The 16,423-nt window shown below is 71.8% G+C and carries 14 protein-coding genes; 2 read left to right on the top strand and 12 right to left on the bottom strand.

Annotation, left to right across the window (positions count from 1 at the left end; all coding sequences use genetic code 11):
- Nucleotides 1-10: 10 nt before the first annotated feature.
- The 3 genes from AC5K6T_RS08575 to AC5K6T_RS08565 all read right to left on the bottom strand — a co-directional run bounded on the left by AC5K6T_RS08575 (nucleotide 11) and on the right by AC5K6T_RS08565 (nucleotide 2,978).
- Entirely contained in the window at nucleotides 11-667 is a 657-nt protein-coding gene (locus tag AC5K6T_RS08575) for a vitamin K epoxide reductase family protein (protein ID WP_493207072.1), read from the bottom strand.
- Nucleotides 668-985: 318 nt separating this feature from the next.
- Nucleotides 986-2,248: a histidine--tRNA ligase gene (gene hisS / locus AC5K6T_RS08570; protein ID WP_493207070.1), complete on the bottom strand. Its 1,263-nt coding sequence runs from the start codon at nucleotides 2,246-2,248 to the stop codon at nucleotides 986-988.
- 13 nt (nucleotides 2,249-2,261) lie between these two features.
- Nucleotides 2,262-2,978, bottom strand: coding sequence for an MBL fold metallo-hydrolase (locus tag AC5K6T_RS08565; protein WP_493207068.1), 717 nt, complete (start codon nucleotides 2,976-2,978; stop codon nucleotides 2,262-2,264).
- Between the two features lie 223 nt (nucleotides 2,979-3,201).
- Here AC5K6T_RS08565 and AC5K6T_RS08560 point away from each other — a divergent pair, with 223 nt between their 5' ends.
- Entirely contained in the window at nucleotides 3,202-4,026 is an 825-nt protein-coding gene (locus tag AC5K6T_RS08560; RefSeq protein WP_493207066.1) for a peptidylprolyl isomerase, read from the top strand.
- A gap of 145 nt (nucleotides 4,027-4,171) precedes the next feature.
- Entirely contained in the window at nucleotides 4,172-5,401 is a 1,230-nt protein-coding gene (locus AC5K6T_RS08555; RefSeq protein WP_493207065.1) for a DUF349 domain-containing protein, read from the top strand.
- Between the two features lie 333 nt (nucleotides 5,402-5,734).
- On the opposite strand, the gene AC5K6T_RS08550 is transcribed toward AC5K6T_RS08555, so the two are convergent.
- From AC5K6T_RS08550 to AC5K6T_RS08510, 9 genes are all read right to left on the bottom strand, one after another.
- Nucleotides 5,735-8,263, bottom strand: coding sequence for a RelA/SpoT family protein (locus AC5K6T_RS08550; protein ID WP_493207063.1), 2,529 nt, complete (start codon nucleotides 8,261-8,263; stop codon nucleotides 5,735-5,737).
- A 368-nt stretch (nucleotides 8,264-8,631) separates the two neighbouring features.
- Nucleotides 8,632-9,171: an adenine phosphoribosyltransferase gene (locus AC5K6T_RS08545; protein ID WP_493207061.1), complete on the bottom strand. Its 540-nt coding sequence runs from the start codon at nucleotides 9,169-9,171 to the stop codon at nucleotides 8,632-8,634.
- Nucleotides 9,168-10,265 (bottom strand): protein translocase subunit SecF, encoded by a 1,098-nt coding sequence (gene secF / locus AC5K6T_RS08540; protein ID WP_493207060.1) that lies wholly within the window; start codon nucleotides 10,263-10,265, stop codon nucleotides 9,168-9,170. Before secF ends, AC5K6T_RS08545 begins: the two co-directional genes overlap by 4 nt.
- 1 nt (nucleotide 10,266) lies before the next feature.
- Nucleotides 10,267-12,054, bottom strand: coding sequence for a protein translocase subunit SecD (gene secD / locus AC5K6T_RS08535; RefSeq protein WP_493207058.1), 1,788 nt, complete (start codon nucleotides 12,052-12,054; stop codon nucleotides 10,267-10,269).
- Nucleotides 12,055-12,180: 126 nt separating this feature from the next.
- Nucleotides 12,181-12,693, bottom strand: a complete 513-nt coding sequence (gene yajC, locus AC5K6T_RS08530; protein ID WP_493207056.1) for a preprotein translocase subunit YajC — start codon at nucleotides 12,691-12,693, stop codon at nucleotides 12,181-12,183.
- A gap of 461 nt (nucleotides 12,694-13,154) precedes the next feature.
- Entirely contained in the window at nucleotides 13,155-14,225 is a 1,071-nt protein-coding gene (ruvB, locus tag AC5K6T_RS08525) for a Holliday junction branch migration DNA helicase RuvB (RefSeq protein WP_493207055.1), read from the bottom strand.
- Between the two features lie 57 nt (nucleotides 14,226-14,282).
- On the bottom strand, nucleotides 14,283-14,888 hold the full coding sequence (gene ruvA / locus AC5K6T_RS08520) for a Holliday junction branch migration protein RuvA (RefSeq protein ID WP_493207053.1): 606 nt from the start codon (nucleotides 14,886-14,888) through the stop codon (nucleotides 14,283-14,285).
- On the bottom strand, nucleotides 14,885-15,520 hold the full coding sequence (gene ruvC, locus AC5K6T_RS08515; RefSeq protein ID WP_493207051.1) for a crossover junction endodeoxyribonuclease RuvC: 636 nt from the start codon (nucleotides 15,518-15,520) through the stop codon (nucleotides 14,885-14,887). The genes ruvA and ruvC overlap by 4 nt, the downstream gene beginning before the upstream one ends.
- Nucleotides 15,521-15,654: 134 nt before the next feature.
- Entirely contained in the window at nucleotides 15,655-16,407 is a 753-nt protein-coding gene (locus AC5K6T_RS08510) for a YebC/PmpR family DNA-binding transcriptional regulator (protein ID WP_493207049.1), read from the bottom strand.
- Nucleotides 16,408-16,423: the final 16 nt, after the last annotated feature.

The following is a 16,423-nucleotide window of genomic DNA, read 5'->3' as shown; positions in this document are numbered from 1 at the left end:
CCCGGCGCGGTCAGCCGGTCCAGAAGTCCCACCAGCGGGTCAGGATCAGCATGCCGATGATGCCGATGTGCAGCACGGGCATGACCCAGGTGAACTCGCCGAAGAAGCTCTTCAGCCAGCGCGGCGCGGGCAGCAGGTCGTTGCGGACGTTGAACGAGGTCACGTACCAGAACATGATGATCGTGGCGACCCAGGCCAGGCAGCACCACAGGCACAGGGCGTTGATCCGGTACAGCGACTGGAACATCAGCCAGGCGCAGAACGAGACGCCGAAGAGGGTGCCGGCGTTGAAGGTGAGCCAGTACCAGCGCGGGAAGCGCGAGCCGGCGAGCAGGCTCACGCCGACGCAGATCACGATGCCGTAGGCGACCAGGCCGAGCATCGGGTTGGGGAAGCCGAAGACGGACGCCTGGTCGCTCTCCATCACACTGCCGCAGGAGACGACGGGGTTGAGGCTGCAGCCGGGGGTGAAGGTCTTGCCCTCGACCTTGGCCTCCAGCAGCTTGAACTTGTCGATCGTGATGATCCAGGCGGCCAGCAGACCCGCGGCGCCCGTGATGACGAGCAGCAGGGCGAAGGCCCGGCTGCCGCCGGTCGTCCGCGCCGCCCCGGCGGTGCGCGGGGGCTCGGGTTCCGTGGAGGCGTCCTTCACTGTCGTCTTGCTCATCACGCCGATTCCGTCACTGGAGTGGTGGACCATCTTCGGGCAGGGCCATTGTGCCGTACGGGCCCGGGTGCGCACCGTTCGCTGCGCATAAGCACGCCGTCCGCAGCGTCCGGGGCGCCGGGTTCCGGACAGCGGCCGTACGCGAGAGACGGCCCCGGGGGGCGGGGACCGCCGGGCGGGAAACGGACGGGAAACGGAAAGGCGTTCACCGGGTGACGGAGGACCTGGTGACGGGGTCCGAGCGGCGAGGTCCGTGAAGCGGGAGGGGCGCCCCGGGCCGTGCGGCCCCGGGGCGCCCCTGCGGTTGCGCGTGGGCGGTCAGGCGAGCCGCGCCCGCAGCTCGGCGACGGCGCCGTCGAGCGGGACCGCCGTCTGCTCGCCGGACTCCATGTCCTTGAGCTGGACGACGCCGTCGGCGAGGTCGCGCTCGCCGGCCACCAGGGCGTAGCGGGCGCCGGAGCGGTTGGCCGCCTTCATCGCGGCCTTCAGCCCCTTCCCGCCGTACGAGAAGTCCGCCGCGATCCCCGCCTTGCGCAGCTCGGTGACCGTGGCGAACAGCACCCGCCGGGCGTCTTCGCCGAGCGGCACGGCGAAGACGGCGGTGGTGGCGGGCAGGGCGAGCTCCACGCCCTCCGCCTGAAGCGCGAGGACCGTGCGGTCCACGCCGAGCGCCCAGCCGACGGACGGCAGCGCGGGGCCGCCGATCATCTCCGACAGGCCGTCGTAGCGGCCGCCGCCGCCGACCGCGGACTGCGAGCCCAGGCCGTCGTGCACGAACTCGAAGGTGGTCCGCGTGTAGTAGTCCAGGCCGCGCACCAGCTTCGGGTCGTCCTCGAAGGCGACGCCCGCCGCGGTGATCAGCTCGCGGACCTCCTCGTGGTACGCCTTGCAGGCGTCGCACAGGTAGTCCCGCAGCAGCGGCGCGCCGGTCAGCTGCCGCTGCACGTCCGGGCGCTTGTCGTCCAGGACCCGCAGCGGGTTGATCTCGGCGCGGCGCAGCGTGTCCTCGTCCAGGTCCAGGCCGCGCAGGAAGTCCTGCAGCGCGGCCCGGTAGACGGGGCGGCACTCCTGGTCTCCGAGGCTGTTGAGCAGGATGCGGAAGTTCCTCAGACCCAGCGACCGGTACGCCTGGTCGGCCAGGATGATCAGCTCGGCGTCCAGCGCCGGGTCCTCGGCGCCGATGGCCTCGGCGCCCACCTGGGAGAAGTGGCGGTAGCGGCCCTTCTGGGGGCGCTCGTAGCGGTAGTAGGAGCCGGAGTACCAGAGCTTGACCGGGAGGTTGCCCGCCTTGTGCAGGTTGGCCTCCAGGGCGGCGCGCAGCACCGACGCGGTGCCCTCGGGGCGCAGCGCGAGGCGGTCGCCGCCCTTGGTCTCGAAGGCGTACATCTCCTTGGTGACGATGTCGGTGGACTCGCCGACCCCGCGCGCGAACAGCTCGACGTTCTCGAAGCCGGGCGTCTCGATGTAGCCGTACCCGGAGGTGCGCAGCGGGGCGGCGATGGCCTCGCGGACGGCGAGGTAGGCGGCGCTGTCCGGCGGGATCAGGTCGTAGGTGCCCTTGGGGGCCTTGAAGGTGCTCACGGAAGGTCTCTCGTCACATTCCTCGTCGGGGAGCGGGCCGCGGGCCGGGCTCCTGACGGCCGGCCGCCACCTGCCGCAGATACGGGTTGGTGGCGCGCTCCCGGCCGATGGTCGTCTGGGGACCGTGGCCGGACAGCACCACGGTGGAGTCGTCTAGCGGCAGGCACACACGGGCCAGCGAGTCGAGGATCTCGGCCGTGTCGCCGCCGGGCAGGTCGGTGCGTCCGATGGAGCCGGCGAACAGCAGGTCGCCCGAGAACAGGACGGGCGGGATGTCCGCCGCCTCGGGCAGGCCGAAGGTCACCGACCCCTTCGTATGGCCGGGCGCGTGCGAGACCGTCAGCCGCAGTCCGGCCAGCTCCAGCCGCGCGCCGTCGGTGAGTTCGCGGACGTCGTCCGGCTCCCCGACCGTCAGCTCACCCATCAGCGGCATCCCGATGGACCGGCCGAGCGCCTTCTCCGGGTCGCTCATCATGTACCGGTCCTCGGGGTGGATCCAGGCCGGTACGTCGTGGGCTCCGCAGACCGGGACGACCGAGGCCACGTGGTCGAGGTGGCCGTGGGTGAGGACGACGGCGACGGGCTTGAGCCGATGTTTCTCCAGCGCCTCGGCGACTCCGGGGGCCGCCTGGTGGCCCGGGTCGATGATCACGCACTCCTCACCGGCGGCGGGGGCGACGAGATAGCAGTTCGTCCCCCAGGCCCCGGCGGGGAACCCGGCAATGAGCACGATCGTCCTTCGTTGTGTCGGTTTCGGTGGCTGTTCTGCGCGGTTCCTGCGGCTCTTCCGCGGCCTTCCGGCGGCCTGCGTCCGGGCTGCGTCTGAGGTCAGAGCCTACCGGCGCTGCCGATTCCTCAGCGAACCCATATACGGTACGGGGCACGCGGGCAGTCGGCTGTACGGCCGCCCGCGCCGACCGGTCGACGTTCGAGACGGATGAGGAGTCAACCCGGTGGTCAGCCAGGAACAGCGGCGGCGTCAGCTCGCCCGGGAGAAGTTCTTGCGGCAGCAGCAGCGGCGCACCACGGCGCGGCGCAGGGCGCGCACGCGCAACGCCGTCGTCGCGTCGGTGCTCGGCGTGGTCCTGGTGGGCAGCCTCGCGCTGTACACGTCCGGCGTCCTGAAGGACGACGGGGACGACAAGGCGAACGCGAGCGCGACGGCGGAGCCGACGCCCTCCGCGGTCGAGGACCCCTGCGACGAGCCCGCCGCGGGCGAGGCCGGGACCGAGACCTGGAAGAAGGAACCGGCCCTCACCGTGGACAAGTCGGCGAAGTACACCATGAAGCTGGCCACGACCTGCGGCGACATCGACATCGCGCTGAAGGCCTCGGCGGCCCCGCACACCGTCAACTCCTTCGACTTCCTGGCCGGCAAGGGTTACTTCGACCACACCAGGTGCCACCGGCTCACCACCGAAGGCATCTACGTGCTCCAGTGCGGCGACCCGACGGGCAGCGGCAGCGGCGGTCCCGGCTACACCATCCCGGACGAGAACCTGGACGACGAGAGCCTCAAGGGCGGCGTCTACCCGGCGGGCACCGTCGCGATGGCGAACACGTCGCAGAAGGACACCGGCGGCAGCCAGTTCTTCCTCGTCTACCAGGACAGCCAGCTCCCGCCCAGCTACACGCCGTTCGGTACGGTGTCCGATGCGGGGATGAAGGTGCTCAAGAAGATCGCCGGTGCCGGCGCGCAGCCCGCCGATCCCCAGACGGGCAACACCGCACCGAACGCGACCGTGGTGATCAACAAGGCGACGGTCGAGAAATCCTGACGATCCCGACCCCGAACTGCGGAATTTCGGTCGCGCGGGATGCGGACAGGCAACCCGCCGGTCGCCTATGTTGGCCGTGACGAAACTGTGGACGATGCCCGGGGGGCGCTGAGACCCGCCGCAGGCATCATGTGGAGGAGGCGCTGTGAGCAGCGACCCGTGGGGCCGCGTCGACGAGACGGGGACCGTGTACGTGCGTACGGCCGACGGCGAGCAGGTCGTCGGTTCCTGGCAGGCAGGCTCCCCCGAGGAGGCGCTGGCCTACTTCGAGCGCAAGTACGAGGGCCTGGTTGTCGAGATCGGCCTCCTCGAGAAGCGAGTGAAGACCACCGACCTGTCGGCGAAGGACGCCCAGGCCGCCATCGACCACATCCGCGAGCAGGTGGACGCCCACCACGTGGTCGGCGACCTGGAGGCGCTGCGCACCCGGCTGGACCAGCTCACGGAGCAGGTGGACAGGCGCCGGGAGGAGCGCCGGGCGCAGCGGGCCAGGCAGACCGACGAGGCCCGGCACGCCAAGGAGGCCCTGGTCACCGAGGCCGAGGAGCTGGCGCAGTCGGACCAGTGGCGGGTGGCCGGTGAGCGGCTGCGTGCCCTGGTGGACACCTGGAAGGGGCTGCCGCGTCTCGACCGCAAGTCGGACGACGAGCTGTGGCACCGCTTCTCGCACGCGCGCTCGGCGTTCTCCAAGCGCCGCAAGGCGCACTTCGCGCAGCTGGACGCGCAGCGCGAGGAGGCCCGCCGGACCAAGGAGCGGCTGGTCGCGGAGGCCGAGTCGCTGTCGAACTCCACCGAGTGGGGTCCGACGGCGGCCCGCTACCGCGAGCTGATGGCGGACTGGAAGGCCGCAGGCCGTGCGCAGCGCGAGCACGAGGACGACCTGTGGAACCGCTTCCGCGGCGCCCAGGACGTCTTCTTCGCGGCCCGCGGCTCGGTGTTCGCCGAGCGTGACGCGGAGCAGGCGGAGAACCTCAAGCTGAAGGAGGAGCTGGCCGGCGAGGCCGAGAAGATCCTCCCGGTGACCGACCTGAAGGCGGCCCGCGCGGCGTTCCGCTCGGTCAACGAGCGCTGGGAGGCCATCGGCCATGTGCCGCGCGACGCACGGCCGAAGGTCGAGGGCCGGATGCACGCCGTCGAGCGGGCCATCCAGGAGGCCGAGGAGGCCGAGTGGCGCCGGACCAACCCGGAGGCGCGCGCCCGTGCCGAGGGTCTGACCGGCCAGCTCCAGGCCGCCGTGGACAAGCTGCGGGGCCAGATCGAGCAGGCCCGCGCCCAGGGCAACAACGCCAGGGCCGAGAAGCTGGGGCGTGAGCTGGAAGGCCGCCAGGCCCTGCTGGACCAGGCCCTGAAGGGCCTGCAGGAGTTCGGCGGCTGACGGCCTCCTGTCCGACGTGGGAAGGGGCTCCCCCTCGGGGGGAGCCCCTTCCGCGTGATGGGGCCGGAGCCCCGGAGCCCGGGCCGACGGCTCGTGCGGGACCGGCGTGCGGGGCGGCCGCGACCGGCCGGACCGGCGTGCGGACTCGTCAGGGCCCGGTCCACGGGTCCGGAGCACCGGCTCGTACGGGTGCGCGGGCCTGCGGGCTCGGCCGCGCTCCCGCCGCAGACGGCCTCCGACCGGCCCGCGGAGGCCGCGGCCTCCCACAACCTGCCGCTGACATGCCGCCGACCTGCTACGACCTGCTAGACGTGCTAGACCTGCCAGGACCTGCTAGGACCTGCTACGAGCCGAGGTCACGCGGTAGACGTCGTAGACGCCCTCCACGCCCCGTACCGCCTTCAGGACGTGGCCCAGGTGCTTGGGGTCGCCCATCTCGAAGGTGAACCGCGAGGTGGCGACCCGGTCGCGGGAGGTCTGGACGGCCGCGGACAGGATGTTGACGTGCTGGTCGGACAGCACCCGGGTGACGTCCGACAGCAGCCGGGAGCGGTCGAGGGCCTCGACCTGGATGGCGACCAGGAAGACCGAGGACTGGGTGGGGGCCCACTCGACGTCGAGGATCCGCTCGGGCTCCCGGGACAGTGACTCCACGTTGACGCAGTCGCTGCGGTGAACCGATACACCACTACCGCGGGTGACGAAGCCGATGATCGGGTCGCCGGGCACGGGCGTGCAGCAGCGGGCCAGCTTGACCCACACGTCGTCCACGCCCTTGACCACCACGCCCGGGTCGGCGCTGGAGCGGCGCTTGCGGCTGCGCCCGCGGGCGGGCGGCACGCTCTCGTCGATCTCCTCGGTGGCCGCCTCCTCGCCCCCGAAGGCCTGCACCAGCTTCTGGACGACACTCTGCGCGGACACATGGCCCTCGCCGATCGCCGCGTACAGCGCGGAGATGTCCGGGTAGCGCATCTCGTGGGCGAGCGTCACCAGCGAGTCGCCGGTGAGGATGCGCTGGATCGGCAGGTTCTGCTTGCGCATCGCGCGGACGATGGCGTCCTTGCCCTGCTCGATGGCCTCGTCGCGCCGCTCCCGGGAGAACCACGCCCGGATCTTGTTACGGGCGCGCGGGGACTTCACGAAGCCCAGCCAGTCGCGGGAGGGCCCGGCGCCGGAGGCCTTGGAGGTGAACACCTCCACCAGGTCGCCGTTGTCCAGGGTGGACTCCAGCGGCACCAGGCGGCCGTTGACCCGCGCCCCTATCGTGCGGTGGCCGACCTCGGTGTGGACGGCGTACGCGAAGTCGACGGGGGTGGCACCGGCGGGGAGCGCTATGACATCACCCTTGGGGGTGAAGACGAAGACCTCGTTGCGGGACAGGTCGAAGCGCAGGGACTCCAGGAACTCGCCGGGGTCCTCGGTCTCCTTCTGCCAGTCCAGCAGCTGCCGCAGCCACGCCATGTCGTTGATGGCGTCCTTGTCCTTGCCGGCGGTCCTGGGCAGGTCGGTGCGGACCTTGGAGGCACCGGCGACGGCCTCCTGCTTGTACTTCCAGTGCGCGGCGATGCCGTACTCGGCGCGGCGGTGCATGTCGAAGGTGCGGATCTGCAGTTCGACCGGCTTGCCGTTGGGGCCGATGACCGTGGTGTGCAGCGACTGGTACATGTTGAACTTCGGCATCGCGATGTAGTCCTTGAACCGCCCCGGAACCGGGTTCCAGCGGGCGTGCACGGTGCCGAGGGCCGCGTAGCAGTCGCGGACGGTGTCCACCAGGACGCGGATGCCGACCAGGTCGTAGATCTCCGCGAAGTCACGGCCGCGGACGATCATCTTCTGGTAGACGCTGTAGTAGTGCTTGGGCCGTCCGGTGACCGTGGCCTTGATCCGGGCCGCGCGCAGGTCCTGCTGGACCTCGTCGGTCACTATGGCCAGGTACTCGTCGCGCTTCGGCGCCCGCTCGGCCACCAGCCGGACGATCTCGTCGTACATCTTGGGGTAGAGGATCGCGAAGGCGAGGTCCTCCAGCTCCCACTTGATGGTGTTCATGCCCAGGCGGTGGGCGAGGGGCGCGTAGATCTCCAGGGTCTCGCGCGCCTTCTTCTCCTGCTTCTCGCGCTTGAGGTAGCGCATGGTGCGCATGTTGTGGAGGCGGTCGGCGAGCTTGATGACCAGGACGCGCGGGTCCTTGGCCATCGCCACGACCATCTTGCGCACGGTCTCGGCCTGCGCGGCCTCGCCGAACTTGACCTTGTCCAGCTTGGTGACGCCGTCGACGAGGAGGGTGACCACGTCGCCGAAGTCGCGGCGCAGGTCCTCCAGCCCGTACTCGGTGTCCTCGACGGTGTCGTGCAGCAGGCCCGCCATCAGGGTGGCCGGATCCATGCCCAGCTCGGCGAGGATGGTGGTGACCGCCAGCGGGTGCGTGATGTACGGATCGCCGCTCTTGCGCTTCTGGCCGCGGTGCCAGCGCTCGGCGACCTGGTAGGCCTTCTCGATCTGGCGGAGGGTGCCGGTCTCGATCTTGGGGTCGTTGCTGCGCACGATCCGCAGCAGGGGTTCCAGGACCGGGTTGTAGGGGTTGGCGCGCTGGACGCCGAGTCGGGCCAGGCGGGCACGGACCCGGTTGGAGGAGCCGGTGCGGACGGGCGGCTGGGGGCCCGCCGGGCGGATCGGGGGGGTGGGCACGGGGCGCTCGGGGGGGCCCGGCTTGGGGCGCGCGGCCTCCGCGGGGCGGTCGGCCGCCGGCTTGGCGTGCTCCTCCGTCCCGCGGGTGTCGTTCTTCGCGGGCGACGCGGGCGGGGCCGCGGGCTCCGAGGCGCGCTCGGGCTTGGCGGCGGTCAGGTGCTGGGCCTCGTCTGACAAGAAGGCTCCTCGTGCGCGTTCCGGGTCCCCCGGTCAGGCTCCGGAGACCCCATGGTAGCCATCCCGGGCCGCGGCATCGCCTTCAGGCCGCGGCGGTGACCGTGCACCGCCCCACCCCGGCGGGGCCCTCCGTGTCCCTGCCGGCCCGCCCTCTCCCGGTACGACCTGCCGTTTCGCGGCCGGAGGCGACCTGGCGGACGGTGGGCGCACGGGCCACCGGAGCATGTGGTTCCGGTCGTCGGCCGCCCGGTACCGCCGCGCTCCCGGCGCCGTGGCGTCGCCGTACGGTGCCGCTACGGCGACGGGCGTCCGGGGCGGTGGCCCCGGACGCCCGTACGGCGGTCCTCAGGTGTGCGTCCTGCGTGTGCTCAGACGACGAGCAGCGACTCCAGCGGCGCCCCGTCCAGGGCGGCCTCCAGACGGGCGCGGCCGGCGAGGAAGCCGAGCTCCATCAGCACGGCGACGCCTGCGACCTGCGCGCCGGCCCGCTGGATCAGCTTTATCGAGGCCTCGGCGGTGCCGCCGGTGGCGAGGACGTCGTCCACGACCAGCACCCGGTCGGTGACCGCCAGGTCCTCCGCGTGCACCTCGATCTCGGCCGAGCCGTACTCCAGCTCGTACGCCTGGCTGAGCGTCGCCCCCGGGAGCTTGCCGGCCTTGCGTACGGGGATGAAGCCGACGCCCGCCCGGACGGCGACGGGGGCGCCGAGGATGAACCCCCGGGCCTCCAGTCCGACGACCTTGGTGGCGCCGGTGCCGGCCACCATCTCGGCGAGGACGCCGGTCAGTGCGGTGAAGGCCGCCGGGTCCGCGAGCAGCGGGGTGATGTCCTTGAACATCACGCCCGGCTCGGGGTAGTCGGACACCTCGCGGATGCGGCTGAGCAGCAGTTCCCTGATCTCGGTCATCGGCGCTTCCCGGAGGGGCGGCCGCGGCCGCCCCGGACGGTGCCCTGGTCGCGCGGGCCGACGACGGCAGGGGCCACGGCCGCGTCGGCGTCGTACCCGCCGCCGTCGGCGAGGACGGGCTCGGGCTCGCCCTGGGCGCGCTTGGCGAGGACCCGCTTGCGCAGCGCCTTCAGCTGCGGCTCACGCTCCTTGAGGTCGGCGACCAGCGGGGTGGCGATGAAGATCGACGAGTACGCTCCGGCCGCGAGGCCGACGAACAGCGACAGCGAGATGTCGTTGAGCGTGCCCGCGCCGAAGACACCGCCGCCGATGAAGAGCAGGCCCGCCACCGGCAGCAGCGCGACGACCGTGGTGTTGACGGAACGCACCAGGGTGCTGTTGATGGACCGGTTGGCGATGTCGCTGTAGGTCCAGCGGGTCTGCTTGGTGATGTCCTTGGTCTGCTCCTTGAGGCTGTCGAAGACGACGACCGTGTCGTAGAGCGAGTAGCCGAGGATGGTCAGCAGGCCGATGACGGTGCCCGGGGTGACTTCGAAGCCGACCAGCGCGTAGACGCCGACGGTGATGGTGATGTCGTGGATCAGTGCGATGAGCGCGGCGATGGCCATGCGCCATTCGAACGCGATCGCCAGGTAGATCACGACGAGGACCATGAAGATCGCCAGGCCCTGCCAGGCCTTGTTGGCGATCTGGTCGCCCCAGCTGGGGCCGACCAGGTCGGCGGCGATCCTCTCGGGGTCGACCTTGAAGTCCTCGGCGAGCTGGTTCTTGATCTCGTCGGAGCGCTGGGTGTCCAGGCCGGCGATCTGGATGCGGAGCGTGTCGTTGCCGAGCTTCTGGACGACCACCTCGTGGCCGGTGGCGTCGTGCGCGAACTCCTCGGCCTGGGAGACGGACACGCTGGTCTTCGGCGTGGTGAAGATGGCACCGCCCTGGAAGTCGATGCCCATGTTCAGGCCCCGTACGGCCAGGCCGACGATCGCCGTGATGGTGATCAGGATGGAGATGCCGTACCACAGCTTGCGGTGGCCGATGAAGTCGTAGCTGACCTCACCGCGGTGCAGTCGGGCGCCGAGGTTGCCGAGCTTCGTCATCTCACGCCTCCTTCGGGTCGACGGGGCCCGCGACGGGGCCGGCGGGACGGCGGGTGCGGCGCAGCGGCGGCTTGGCGCCCAGGCTCTTCGGGTCGAGGCCGGACCACTTGTGGCCGCCCGCGAAGAACTTCTTGCGGGCGAGGATCGTCATCAGCGGCTTGGTGAAGAAGAAGACGACGACGACGTCGAGCAGGGTGGTCAGACCGAGCGTGAACGCGAAGCCCTGGACCTTGCCGACCGTCACGACGAAGAGGACGGCGGCGGCCAGGAACGACACGAAGTCGGAGACCAGGATGGTGCGCCGGGCCCGCGGCCAGGCGCGTTCCACGGCGGGGCGCAGTGAGCGGCCCTCGCGGATCTCGTCGCGGATGCGCTCGAAGTACACGATGAACGAGTCCGCGGTGATGCCGATCGCGACGATGGCTCCGCAGACCGCCGGCAGGTTCAGCGCGAAGCCGATGGCCGGGCCGAGCAGCGACATGATCACGTAGGTGAGCGCGGCGGACACCAGCAGCGAGGCGACGGCGACGAACGACAGGCCGCGGTAGTACACGAGCAGGTAGAGCACGACGAGGGCGAGGCCGATGGCACCGGCCAGCAGGCCCGCCCGCAGCTGGTCACTGCCGAGCGCGGCGGTGACGGTGGTGACGCTGGACTCCTTGAAGGACAGCGGGAGCGCACCGTACGACAGCATGTTGGAGAGGCTCTCGGCCTCCTCCTGGGAGAAGTTGCCGGAGATCTCCGCGCTGCCGCCGGAGATGGCGGTGCGGACGTAGGGGTGCGAGACGACCTCGTCGTCGAGGACGATGGCGAACTCGTTCTGCGGGGAGGGCTTGGTGGCGAGGTCACCGGTGATGTCGGCGAACTTCTTGGTGCCGGCCCCGGTGAACTCCATCGTGACCTTCCAGCCGGCACCGCTCTGGGTGTCGAGGAGGGCCTGGGCCTTGTCGACGTCGGTGCCGTCCACGGCGACCGGGCCGAGCAGGAACTTGGTCCACAGGTCGCCGTCCTGGCCGCAGGCGACGGTCTGCTCGTCGGGCTTGACACCCTTGCCGGCCTTGGCGCGCTGGGCCTCGTCGCTGCAGTCGAGGGCGGCGAACCGGGCCTGGAGGTCGCCGTCGGCGGGCTCGGTTGCGGTGTCGGCGGAGGACGTGGCGCCGGGGGAGGCCGGTGCGGAGGGCGAGGCGCTCGCGGAGGGCGAGGAGTCGGCCTTCAGGGCGTCGGTGACGGCGCGGCCCTGGGTGGTGGCACCGGCGGACGGGGTCGCCGTGTCCCCGTCGGTGGCGGCACTGCCGCTGGGGGCGGAACCCGGGCTGCCGCTCGGGGAGGAGCTCGGGCTGCCGCTCGGGCTCGGGGTGGTGCTCGGGGTGGCGGCACCGCCGGAGGGCGCGCTCTGCAGGACGGGGCGGAAGTACAGCTTGGCCGTGGTGCCGACCTGCTCCCGGGCCTGCTGCGAGTTGGTGCCCTTGGGGATGTTGACGATGATGTTGCGGTCGCCCTGCGTCTGGACCTCCGCCTCGGACACACCCAGACCGTTGACACGGCGGTGCATGATGTCGACCGCGGTGTTCATGTTGGTCTTGTTGATCGCGTTGGGCTGTCCGGGCTCGTTGACCGCCGTCAGCGTGATGCTGGTACCACCGGCCAGGTCGATACCGAGTCGCGGCGTGGTGTTGCCCGCGGCGAACATGCCGCCGGTCAGCGCCACGATGGCGATCAGGATCAGGGCCAGCGAGCGCCCCGGCTTGCTCTGGGCGCTCGCGTTCCGGCCCTTTTTAGGTGCTGCCACCTTCTCGTACTCCCTCTCGGGCCGCCTCGCACCGGGTCGGCGGGCGGCCATGACATGGTGTGGGGATCCCCTGCGAGAGACACGTGCCGGGGCGCCCGGGCCGGGCCCGCGCGCCCCGGGACAGGACTACTTCGCGTCGGATTCGCCGTCGGTCTTCTTCGACTGCTCTGCCTTCGCCTCGGCGGCGGCCTCGGGCGACTCCTCGTCCACGTCGTCCGCGTCGTCCGCATCGTCCTCGTCCTTCTTGCCGAGGTCGACGGACGGCTCGTCGGAGGCGGCGGCGGAACCGGCGGCGTCGTCGGTCTCGGTGAGGGAGGAGGCGTCGTCCGGCACGAGGTCGGACTTCAGGTCGTGCTCGACGCCGTGGACGATGCGGTTGTACTCGTCGTCGGACAGCACGGCGCCGATGGCGGACTTGGCGAACAGGAGGTCGACGCCCGGACCGGCGTCGAGGAGCACGGTCTCGTCGTTGACCTCCTTCACCGTCGCGTACATGCCCCCGATGGTGCGGACGCCGGAACCGGGCTGCATCTGATTCCGCATATCGGCGGCCTGCTGCTGCTTCTTCTTGGCCGACCGGGTCATCAGGATCATGGCCCCGATGAGCACGATGAACGGGAGGAGGGTCACGAGACTCACGGGTCGGAACTTCCTTCACACGACCGCGGTGGGGGTGCGGCCTGATGGTTGGGGGTGTGCATGCCGTCCGGCACGGGCGGCATCGGCGGAGTCTAAGCGAGTCCGCGTGCCTGGAACAACGCTCAGCATGGCACCTGGGTTCCTGACGTGGCCAATCCCTCGCCGGTGCCGGTGCCGCGACCGGGCCGGCACCGCGGCCGGCGGCCGGTCGGACCATCCGCCGATACTCCCGCCGCCGTCCCATCGTCGTCCCGCCGCCGTCCCGCCGCCGTCCCGCCGGCATTCCTCCGACGCCGCCCGGCACCGCCGCCGGCACGCCGCCGACGTGCGCCGTCCTCGCCGATGCGCCCGTCGCTCGGTCGTCGCCCGTTCCCGCCGCACCCGGGACGGGGCTCCGTGTGCCGCGCCGGGCGGCGCGGCACGGGGGCCGGGACGGCGCGGAGCCGCTCCGGCCCGGCGGATCACGCCCCGAACAGGTCCTGCTGCCCGCCGCCCGCCGCCGGGCGGGGCGGGGTGAGGCCGAGGTGGGCCCATGCCGCGGGGGTGGCGACCCGGCCGCGCGGGGTGCGGGCGAGCAGCCCCTCGCGCACCAGGAAGGGCTCCGCGACCTCCTCGACGGTCTCGCGCTCCTCCCCCACCGCGACGGCCAGCGTGGACAGGCCCACCGGGCCGCCGCCGAACAGCTTCAGCAGGGCGTTCAGGACGGCCCGGTCCAGCCGGTCCAGGCCGCGCTCGTCGACCTCGTACACGGCCAGGGCCGCTCCGGCGATGTCCCGGGTGACCACGCCGTCCGCCTTGACCTGCGCGTAGTCGCGCACCCGGCGCAGCAGCCGGTTGGCGATCCGGGGGGTGCCGCGGGAACGGCCGGCGATCTCGGCGGCGCCGTCGGTGTCGATCTCCACGTCGAGCAGCTGCGCGGAGCGGTGGACGACCCGCCGGAGCTCGGCCGGCTCGTAGAACTCCATGTGCGCGGTGAAGCCGAACCGGTCGCGCAGCGGCGGTGGCAGCAGACCGGCCCGGGTGGTGGCGCCGACCAGGGTGAAGGGGGGAAGTTCCAGGGGGATGGCGGTGGCGCCGGGGCCCTTGCCGACGATGACGTCGACGCGGAAGTCCTCCATCGCCATGTAGAGCATCTCCTCGGCGGGCCGGGACATGCGGTGGATCTCGTCGAGGAAGAGGACCTCGCCCTCCTGGAGGGAGGACAGGATGGCCGCGAGGTCACCGGCATGCTGGATGGCGGGGCCGGAGGTGATCCGGATGGGGGCGCCCATCTCGGCCGCGATGATCATGGACAGGGTGGTCTTGCCGAGGCCCGGGGCGCCGGAGAGCAGCACGTGGTCGGCGGTGGCGCCGCGCGCGCGGGCGGCGCGCAGCACCAGGTCGAGCTGTTCGCGGACCTTCTCCTGGCCGATGAACTCGCCCAGGTCCTTCGGGCGCAGTGCGGCCTCGACGGCCTGGTCCTCGCCGTCCGCGGACGCGCCGACGAGCCGCTCGGGGGCGGCGGAGGTGTCGGTCGTGTCGTCCCAGTTCATGTCTCTGCCTCGGAGGGGTGGTCGGGGCCGGCGGGCTGACCGGGGTCGGCGGGCCGGCTAGCGGGCTCGGTTCAGGGTCTGCAGCGCGGCCTTGAGCAGCTGTCCCACCTGGGGCGTGCCGCCGGCCTGCTCCGCCTGGGGTGCCACGGCGGTGACCGCCTCGTCGGCCTCCCGGGTGGCGTATCCGAGGCCGATCAGGGCCGCGTGCAGCTGGTCGCGCCAGCCCTGGGTGACGGGGGCGCCCACGGCGGGTGCGCCGACCGGCTCGCCGAGCCGGTCCCTCAGCTCCAGCAGCAGTTTCTGGGCACCCTTCCTGCCGATGCCGGGGACGGCGGTGAGCGCCTTCTCGTCGCCGGTGGCGACGGCGCGCCGCAGGGCGTCGGGGCGGTGCACGGCGAGCATGGCCTGGGCCAGCCGGGGGCCGACGCCGCTGGCGGTCTGCAGCAGCTCGAAGACCTGGCGCTCGTCGTCGTCGGCGAAGCCGTACAGGGTGAGCGAGTCCTCGCGGACGACGAGCGAGGTGTGCAGTCTGGCGGGCCGGCCGGTGCGGAGCGCGGACAGCGTGTCCGGGGTGCACTGGACGGTCATGCCGACGCCGCCGACCTCGACGACCGCGGCGTCCGGGGCGAGGGCGGCGACGGTGCCGCTGACGAAGGCGATCATGCCGTACGGCCTTTCGGTGCGCGGGTCGGTGCGTGGGTCGGTGCGTGGGTCGGTGCGTGGGTCGGTGCGTGGGTCGGTGCGGCGGCCGGTGCCCGGGCCGGTGTCCTGGCCGGGGAGCCGGCCGCGTGCAGGGCGACGGCCTGCTGGAGGCGGTTCTGCGCCGGGGCGCGCCAGATGTGGCAGATGGCCAGGGCGAGGGCGTCGGCGGCGTCGGCGGGCCGGGGCGGGGCGTCCAGCCGCAGCAGCCGGGTGACCATGGCGCCGACCTGCGCCTTGTCGGCGCGGCCGCTGCCGGTGACGGCGGCCTTGACCTCGCTGGGGGTGTGCAGGGCGACGGGGATGCCGCGGCGGGCGGCGCACAGCATGGCGACGGCGCTGGCCTGGGCGGTGCCCATCACCGTGCGGACGTTGTGCTGGCTGAACACGCGCTCCACGGCGACGTACTCGGGCCGGTGGCTGTCCAGCCACTCCTCGATGCCCTGCTCGACGGCGAGGAGGCGGTGGCCGAGGTCGGCGTCCGTGGAGGTGCGGACCACGCCCACACCGACCATGGTCAGCGGCCGGCCGGCGACGCCGTCGACCACGCCGACGCCGCAGCGGGTCAGCCCCGGGTCCACCCCCAGTACGCGCACGGCGCGCCCCCTCCCTTCGATCGCCTGTTTGTGCAGGCTATCGGGTGCCGCTGACAACGAGGGGCAGCAACGCCCCGCAACGCGTCGGGCCGACGGGGTGCTCTCCCGTCGGCCCGTTCGGTCCTCGCCTCGGCTCAGGCGTCGACCTTCGCCATGACCTCGTCGCTGACGTCGAAGTTGGCGAAGACGTTCTGCACGTCGTCGCTGTCCTCCAGCGCGTCGATCAGCCTGAAGATCTTCCGGGCGCCCTCCTCGTCCAGCTCGACCTGCATGGTCGGGACGAAGTTGGCCTCGGCGGAGTCGTAGTCGATGCCGGCTTCCTGCAGGGCGGTGCGGGCCGCGACCAGGTCGGTGGCCTCGCTGATCACCTCGAAGCTCTCGCCGAGGTCGTTGACCTCCTCGGCACCGGCGTCGAGGACGGCGCCGAGCACGTCGTCCTCGGTCAGCTCGCCCTTGGGGACGATGATGACGCCCTTGCGGTGGAACAGGTACGACACCGAGCCGGGGTCGGCCATGGAGCCGCCGTTGCGGGTCATGGCCACGCGGACCTCGGAGGCGGCGCGGTTGCGGTTGTCGGTGAGGCACTCGATGAGCACCGCGACACCGTTCGGGCCGTAGCCCTCGTACATGATCGTCTCGTAGTCGGCGCCGCCGGCCTCCAGGCCGCCGCCGCGCTTGATCGCCGAGTCGATGTTCTTGTTGGGGACCGACTGCTTCTTCGCCTTCTGGACGGCGTCGTAGAGCGTCGGGTTGCCCTCCAGGTCGACCCCGCCCATCCGGGCCGCGACCTCGATGTTCTTGATCAGCTTCGCGAAGAGCTTGCCGCGCTTGGCGTCGATGACGGCCTTCTTGTGCTTCGTCGTGGCCCATTTAGAGTGGCCGGACATCTGCCTGTCTCCTTCG

It is taken from the genome of Streptomyces sp. B8-7 (genome assembly GCF_058833805.1).
This window is presented reverse-complemented; position numbering and strand designations above follow the sequence as displayed.

Excerpts from the sequence above, each read along its gene's own strand:
- AC5K6T_RS08510 (WP_493207049.1), bottom strand. The coding sequence starts at position 16,407 with ATGTCCGGCCACTCTAAATGGGCCACGACGAAGCACAAGAAGGCCGTC.
- ruvB (WP_493207055.1), bottom strand. The coding sequence starts at position 14,225 with ATGAACTGGGACGACACGACCGACACCTCCGCCGCCCCCGAGCGGCTC.
- AC5K6T_RS08575 (WP_493207072.1), bottom strand. The coding sequence starts at position 667 with ATGAGCAAGACGACAGTGAAGGACGCCTCCACGGAACCCGAGCCCCCG.
- secF (WP_493207060.1), bottom strand. The coding sequence starts at position 10,265 with ATGACGAAGCTCGGCAACCTCGGCGCCCGACTGCACCGCGGTGAGGTC.
- ruvA (WP_493207053.1), bottom strand. The coding sequence starts at position 14,888 with ATGATCGCCTTCGTCAGCGGCACCGTCGCCGCCCTCGCCCCGGACGCC.
- AC5K6T_RS08545 (WP_493207061.1), bottom strand. The coding sequence starts at position 9,171 with ATGACCGAGATCAGGGAACTGCTGCTCAGCCGCATCCGCGAGGTGTCC.